At 70.2% G+C, this 6142-nt stretch carries 6 protein-coding genes and 1 pseudogene; 2 read left to right on the forward strand and 5 right to left on the reverse strand.

Features of this window, described 5'->3' with window-relative positions; genetic code table 11:
• The 5 genes and pseudogenes from Q0W60_RS16995 to Q0W60_RS17015 all read right to left on the reverse strand — a co-directional run.
• Positions 1-919, reverse strand: a pseudogene (locus tag Q0W60_RS16995) (F0F1 ATP synthase subunit beta); the annotation flags it as partial.
• 10 nt (positions 920-929) lie between these two features.
• Positions 930-1802, reverse strand: a complete 873-nt coding sequence (locus Q0W60_RS17000) for a F0F1 ATP synthase subunit gamma (RefSeq protein ID WP_297697271.1) — start codon at positions 1800-1802, stop codon at positions 930-932.
• A gap of 28 nt (positions 1803-1830) precedes the next feature.
• A complete protein-coding gene (atpA, locus tag Q0W60_RS17005; RefSeq protein ID WP_297697272.1) occupies positions 1831-3363 on the reverse strand; it encodes a F0F1 ATP synthase subunit alpha in 1533 nt (510 codons plus the stop codon).
• 4 nt (positions 3364-3367) lie between these two features.
• Complete coding sequence (locus tag Q0W60_RS17010) at positions 3368-3922, reverse strand: F0F1 ATP synthase subunit delta (protein WP_297697273.1); 555 nt, start codon at positions 3920-3922, stop codon at positions 3368-3370.
• 321 nt (positions 3923-4243) lie between these two features.
• Positions 4244-4588, reverse strand: coding sequence for a hypothetical protein (locus Q0W60_RS17015; protein WP_297697274.1), 345 nt, complete (start codon positions 4586-4588; stop codon positions 4244-4246).
• A 219-nt stretch (positions 4589-4807) separates the two neighbouring features.
• Between Q0W60_RS17015 and Q0W60_RS17020 the strand changes: the two genes are divergently transcribed.
• Entirely contained in the window at positions 4808-5335 is a 528-nt protein-coding gene (locus tag Q0W60_RS17020) for a disulfide bond formation protein B (protein WP_297697275.1), read from the forward strand.
• Between the two features lie 270 nt (positions 5336-5605).
• Positions 5606-6127 carry a hypothetical protein gene (locus tag Q0W60_RS17025; protein WP_297697276.1) on the forward strand — a complete coding sequence of 174 codons (522 nt, stop codon included), beginning with the start codon at positions 5606-5608 and terminating at the stop codon, positions 6125-6127.
• The last annotated feature ends 15 nt before the right edge of the window (positions 6128-6142 follow it).

The following is a 6142-nucleotide window of genomic DNA, read 5'->3' on the forward strand; positions in this document are numbered from 1 at the left end:
GGATGCGGCCCAGGAGCGCGGAGACTTCCGCGCCGGCCTGGGTGAAACGGAAGATATTGTCCACGAAGAGCAGCACGTCCTTGCCCTCCTGGTCGCGGAAGTACTCCGCCTGGGCGAGGCCGGTGAGGGCCACCCGCGCCCGCGCGCCCGGCGGCTCGTTCATCTGGCCGTAGACCAGCGTGCACTTGGAGCCTTCCGCCGAGCCGGTCTTGCGCGGATCGACGTTGACGTTGGACTCGATCATCTCGTGGTAGAGGTCGTTGCCCTCGCGGGTCCGCTCGCCCACCCCGGCCAGCACCGAATAGCCCCCGTAGGCCTTGGCGATGTTGTTGATCAGCTCCTGCATGGTCACGGTCTTGCCGACGCCGGCCCCCCCGAACAGGCCGATCTTGCCGCCGCGCGTGTAGGGGCAGAGCAGGTCGATCACCTTGATGCCGGTGACCAGGATCTCCCGCGAGGTGGCTTGGTCGGCGAACGCCGGCGCCTCGCGGTGGATGGAGCTGACGTGGTCGCTGACGATCGGGCCGGCCTCATCGATCGGCTCGCCGATCACGTTCATGATCCGACCGAGCGTCGCCGGGCCCACCGGCACGGTGATCGGGCCGCCGGTGTCGGCCACCGGCTGGCCGCGGGTCAGGCCTTCGGTGGTGTCCATGGCGATGGTGCGCACGGTGTTCTCGCCCAGGTGCTGGGCGACCTCGAGCACCAGGCGGAACGGCGCGCCGGTCCGCTGGTCGGTGTTGCTGGTCTCGAGCGCGTTCATGATCGACGGCAGATGGCCCTCGAACTCGACGTCGACGACGGCGCCGATCACCTGGACGATGCGTCCGGTGGCGACGCCCTTGACGGCCGGCGCTGGCGGGGCGCTCGCGGTCTTGGCGGCGGTGCGGCGGGGTTTCTTGGCGACGGCTTCTGACATGGGTTTGTTCCTAGAGCGCCTCGGCGCCGGAGATGATCTCGATCAGCTCCTTGGTGATCTGCGCCTGGCGGGTGCGGTTGTACTGCAGGGTGAGGCTGGCGATCATGTCGCCGGCGTTGCGGGTGGCGTTGTCCATGGCCGTCATCTGCGAGGCGAAGAAGCCGGCCTGGTTCTCCAGCATGGCGGCGAAGATCTGAGTGGTGATGTTCCGCGGCAGCAGCGATTCGAGGATGGTCTCCTCGTCCGGCTCGTATTCGTAGGAAGCGCCCTTGAGGTCGAGCGGCGCGCCGCCCGCCTCCACCTCGGCGGGGATCAGCTGCCTGAGCGTTGGCGTCTGGCTCACCACCGAGCGGAACCGCGAGTAGAAGAGGCTCACCACGTCGGTCTCGCCGGCCTCGAAGATCTCGCGGACCTTGCCGGCGACCTCCTCGGCGCGGCCGAGCGATGGACTGCCGCCGGCCTCGAACACCGCGGCGAAGCGGTCGCCGTAGAGCCGGCGCAGCTGGTCGCGCGCCTTGCGCCCGACCGGGATGATGCGGACCTCCTTGCCCTCGGACAGCAGGCTCGCGATCCGCTCCCGCGCGGCGCGCGCGATGGAGGAGTTGAAGCCGCCGGCCAGCCCTCGGTCGGCGGTCGCCACCACGATCAGGTGCCGCCGGTCGGATCCCGTGCCGGCCAGCAGCCGCGGCGCGCCCGGACCGGAGACGCCGGCGGCCAGGTTGGCGATCACCGCGGCCATGCGCGCGGCGTAGGGACGCGCGCTCTGGGCGGCGTCCTGCGCGCGGCGCAGCTTGGCCGCGGCGACCATCTGCATCGCCTTGGTGATCTTCTGCGTGGCTTTCACGCTTCCGATCCGATTGCGCATGTCCTTCAGGCTGGCCATGCCGGCTGCTCGGCTCCTCCCGGCTGCGTCAGGCGAAGGTCTCGGAGAAGGCCGCGAGCGCGCCCTTCAGCCGATCTTCGACCGGGCCCAGGTCCTTCTTGATGCGGATGTCGTCCAGCACGTCCTGGTGCTTGGCGTGCAGGAACGACAGCAGCTCGCGCTCCCACCGGCTGACGTCGGCGGTAGCCACTCGGTCGAGGTAGCCGCGGGTGCCGGCGTAGATCACCGCCACCTGCTCCTCGACGGCCAGCGGCGCGTACTGCGGCTGCTTGAGGAGTTCGGTCAGCCGCTCGCCGCGCGCCAGCATCCTTTGGGTGGCGACGTCGAGGTCGGAGCCGAACTTCGCGAAGGCGGCCATCTCGCGGTACTGGGCGAGCTCGCCCTTGATCGGCCCGGAGGCCGCCTTCATCGCCTTGATCTGCGCCGAGGAGCCGACGCGGCTGACCGAGATGCCGACGTTCACCGCCGGGCGGATGCCCTGGAAGAACAGGTCGGTCTCCAGGAAGATCTGCCCGTCGGTGATCGAGATCACGTTGGTCGGGATGTAGGCCGAGACGTCGTTGGCCTGCGTCTCGATCACCGGCAGCGCGGTCAGCGAGCCCGCGCCGTTGTCCTCGTTGAGCTTGGCCGCGCGCTCCAGCAGGCGCGAGTGCAGGTAGAAGACGTCGCCCGGATAGGCCTCGCGGCCCGGCGGGCGGCGCAGCAGCAGCGACATCTGCCGGTAGGCCACCGCCTGCTTGGAGAGGTCGTCATAGATGATCACCGCGTGCATGCCGTTGTCGCGGAACCATTCGCCCATGGCGCAGCCGGCGAACGGCGCCAGGAACTGCAGCGGCGCGGGCTCCGACGCCGTGGCGGAGACCACGATGGTGTAGTCGAGCGCGCCGCGCTCCTCGAGCGTCTTGACGATCTGGGCGACCGTCGAGCGCTTCTGACCCACCGCCACGTAGATGCAGTAGAGCTTCTGGCTCTCGTCGCCGGTGGCGTTGACGCTGCGCTGGTTGAGGATGGTGTCGAGCGCCACGGCGGTCTTGCCGGTCTGGCGGTCGCCGATGATCAGCTCGCGCTGGCCGCGGCCGATCGGGATCAGGGTGTCGATCGCCTTCAGGCCGGTCTGCACGGGCTCGTGCACCGACTTGCGCGGGATGATGCCGGGGGCCTTGACGTCGACCCGGCGACGTTCGGCCACATTCGTGATCGGGCCCTTGCCGTCGATCGGCTCGCCGAGGGGATTGACCACCCGCCCGAGCAGGCCCTTGCCCACCGGCACGTCGACGATCTCGGAGAGGCGGCGGACCTCGTCGCCCTCGGCGATCGCGCGGTCCTCGCCGAAGATCACCACGCCCACGTTGTCGCGCTCGAGGTTGAGCGCCATGCCCTTTACGCCGGCGGAGGGGAACTCCACCATCTCGCCGGCCTGGACGTTGTCGAGGCCGAAGACGCGCGCGATGCCGTCGCCCACCGAGAGCACCTGGCCGACGTCGGAGACGTCGGCTTCCTCGCCGAAATTGGCGATCTGCGACTTCAGGATGGCCGAGATCTCGGCGGCGCGGATGTCCATGGGCTTACGCTCTCTTCAGGGCGAATTTCAGTGAGTCGAGCTTCGAGCGGAGCGAAGCGTCGAACAGGCGGGAGCCGATCTTGACGCGGATGCCCCCGAGGATCGCGGGATCGACCCGGCTGGCGATCTCGGGCTCCTTGCCGAGCGCCTGGCGAAGCGCCGCGGCGACGCCCCTGGTCTGGGCCGCCGAGAGCGGCACGGCGGTCGTGACCTCGGCGGAGACCGCACCGCGCGCCTTGGCGGCGAGCGCCTCGAAGGCGCGGATCACATCGGCCAGGGCCGAGGCCCGCCCGTTGGCGGCCAGGAGGCCGAGGAACTTGCGGGTGGTCGGGCTGAATTGGCCGCGCTCGGCCAGGGCGGCGAGTCCCTTGGCCTTGTCGTGGGCGCCGAACGCCGGCGAGCCGACCAGAGTGCGCAGATCGCGGCTCTCGGCCAGGGCCGCCTTCAGCGACCTGAGGTCGGCTTCGACGGCCGCCACGCCGTTCTGTTCGCTCGCGAGGTCGAACAGCGCGAGGGCGTATCGGCCCGCCACAGTCGACACGTTGGATTCGTCGGCCACCTAACTCTTCCGTCCGGTCGGTATGGATAAGCCGCCGCGACGTCGCCACTGCAGCTTAGAGGCTTGAAAGCGCTTGGAAAAATCACGCCGGACCCGAGGTCCGATATGACCCCCTGCCCTAAGCCGCGCGCCTGATAGCACGCGCCCTTTCGCGCCGCAACAGAAGGGGGACGAGGCGCCGCGGCGGAATGCTCACAAGCGTTGTGAGGGCCGGCGGCGACGGACTCCGCGCGAGGCCCGCGGTCGGCGCAAAAAAAGAGGGCGCCAGAGGATCCGGCGCCCCAAGGGGCGGAGCTCGATGAGAGAGCTTCTGGGGAGAGCTTACTTCACGCTGGCGAGGTTCTCGCTCGCGCCGGCTTTCGCGGCCTGGGCGTTGCAGGCGCTGAGCCGCTCGGCGCTGAATTGGCGGCGGTCGCTGAAGCCGGCGACCGGCCCCACCTTGGCGGCGATCGCCTTGCAGGTGTCGACCGAGTAGGTGTTGGACACCGCCGCCCGCGCGACGCAGGCGTCGGCTTCGCAGACGAACACCGCGCCGCCGGCGATGAACTTGGTCGGCTGCGCCAGCGGCTGTTGCAGCTTGGCGGTGACCGGATCGCTCGCGAAGGCGGCGGTGGCGGACAGGGAGAGGAGCGCGGCGCAGGCGGCCGCAAGGGTATGGAGCTTCATGCAAAGCCCTCCAGCAGGTTCGGGGAGGCGCCGCCCGGGATCGGGCCGCGGCCCAGCGCCTGCAGCCTCGCCGCCGGTTATCCCCTCCGACGGCGCACAGGAACTGAGCATCGCTAAGATAACAGTGTTAAGATCGGCGCCAAGTTACTTTTTCGTAGGCCCGCGATACGCCGATGCACGAGGCTGGCGGCAGCCGGGAAGCGCGGCTAAGGCTTCGGCATGACGCTGATCGAGCTGCTTCTTCGCCGCTGGCTGGTCGTCGCGCTCGCGGCCAGTCTCGCGCTGCTGGCGGTCGCCCATGGCTTCGAGCTGATCGGCAAGCTGGAGCCCTGCCACCTGTGCCTGCAGCAGAGGGACGCCTACTGGTCGGCCGCCCTGGTCGCCCTGATCGGCCTGGTGAGCGCGCGCTTCGCCCCCGGCTGGCGGCTCACGCCGTGGATCGAGGCCCTGCTCGTCCTGATCTTCCTGGCGGGCGCGGCGATCGCCGTGCAACAGGCCGGCGCCGAGTGGAAGCTCTGGTCGGCGCCCGAAAGCTGCTCCGGCGCGTCCACCGTGACCGCCGCCGACATCGCCCGCGCCATGCACGGCGAGATGACCAGGGCGCCCCGCTGCGACGAGGCGCCCTGGCGGTTCATCGGCCTCTCCATGGCCGGCTGGGACGCCGTCGCCTTCGCCGTCCTGGCGCTCCTGGGCGCCGCCGCGGCCCGGCGGAGCTTCCGCGGCGATGCGGCCGCGCGCCGGCGCTGACACGCAGCGCTCGATGGTGGAGAGTCGGCCGTGATGCTGGACGATGAGACCCGGTTCTTCTTTGTCGGCGGCCCGCCCAAGTCCGGCGCCGCCTGGATGCCAAGGGCGCCTATTTCGACCCGTTGCGGACTTCCGCGCGAGCCCGCAGGGTGCGGTTTCCACCCGGTTGGCTGACGTTCTCCTGGTCCGCGCGCCGCGGGTGACGCCGCGAATTGCTTGACTCCCGGGGGCGAATATGTTCTACTTTTGTTCATGTCGGAACGGGCGGAAATGGCCGAGCGGCACGCCGGCGTGCTGAAGGAGCTGACCGAGCTCGGGATCGCGCTCGCCCGCGACCTGCAGGCCACGGCCCTCGCCGCGACGGACCCGGACGTCAAGGGCCGGCTCTCCGGCGACTTCCACCGGGTGGGCCGAGGCGTGCGCCAGTCGATGGCGCTGGAGGCCCGGCTCCTGCGCGACAAGGCCCGTTTCGAGCGGGAGGCGGAGGCTGAGGTCGAGGAAGCCCGCAAGGCGGCGGTGAAGGCCAAGGCGGCCAGGGCGCGCGCCGCGGTCGCCCGGCTCGCCTGGACGGAAGCCGAGGACCCGGACGATGAGGACGGCGAGGTCGAGCTGCTGCTCGGCCGCCTCGAGCGCCAGCTCGAGCTCGCCGAGGTCGAAGACGATTTCCTGGATCAGCCGATCGAGGTGCTGATCGAGCGCATCCGCCGCGAGATCGGGCTCCTCACCCAAGAGGAGGCCCAGCCGGTCATCGCCCGCTGGCGCGCCGCCCACCCCGACGCCGACACCTCCTGACCACCCGCGCTGAAC

Source organism: Phenylobacterium sp. (genome assembly GCF_025934275.1).
GTDB lineage: Bacteria > Pseudomonadota > Alphaproteobacteria > Caulobacterales > Caulobacteraceae > Phenylobacterium.

What these genes read in the sequence shown, in the direction of transcription:
- Q0W60_RS17020 (WP_297697275.1), top strand. Translation starts at nt 4,808, where the DNA reads ATGACGCTGATCGAGCTGCTTCTTCGCCGCTGGCTGGTCGTCGCGCTC.
- Q0W60_RS17025 (WP_297697276.1), top strand. Translation starts at nt 5,606, where the DNA reads ATGGCCGAGCGGCACGCCGGCGTGCTGAAGGAGCTGACCGAGCTCGGG.
- atpA (WP_297697272.1), bottom strand. Translation starts at nt 3,363, where the DNA reads ATGGACATCCGCGCCGCCGAGATCTCGGCCATCCTGAAGTCGCAGATC.
- Q0W60_RS17015 (WP_297697274.1), bottom strand. Translation starts at nt 4,588, where the DNA reads ATGAAGCTCCATACCCTTGCGGCCGCCTGCGCCGCGCTCCTCTCCCTG.
- Q0W60_RS17000 (WP_297697271.1), bottom strand. Translation starts at nt 1,802, where the DNA reads ATGGCCAGCCTGAAGGACATGCGCAATCGGATCGGAAGCGTGAAAGCC.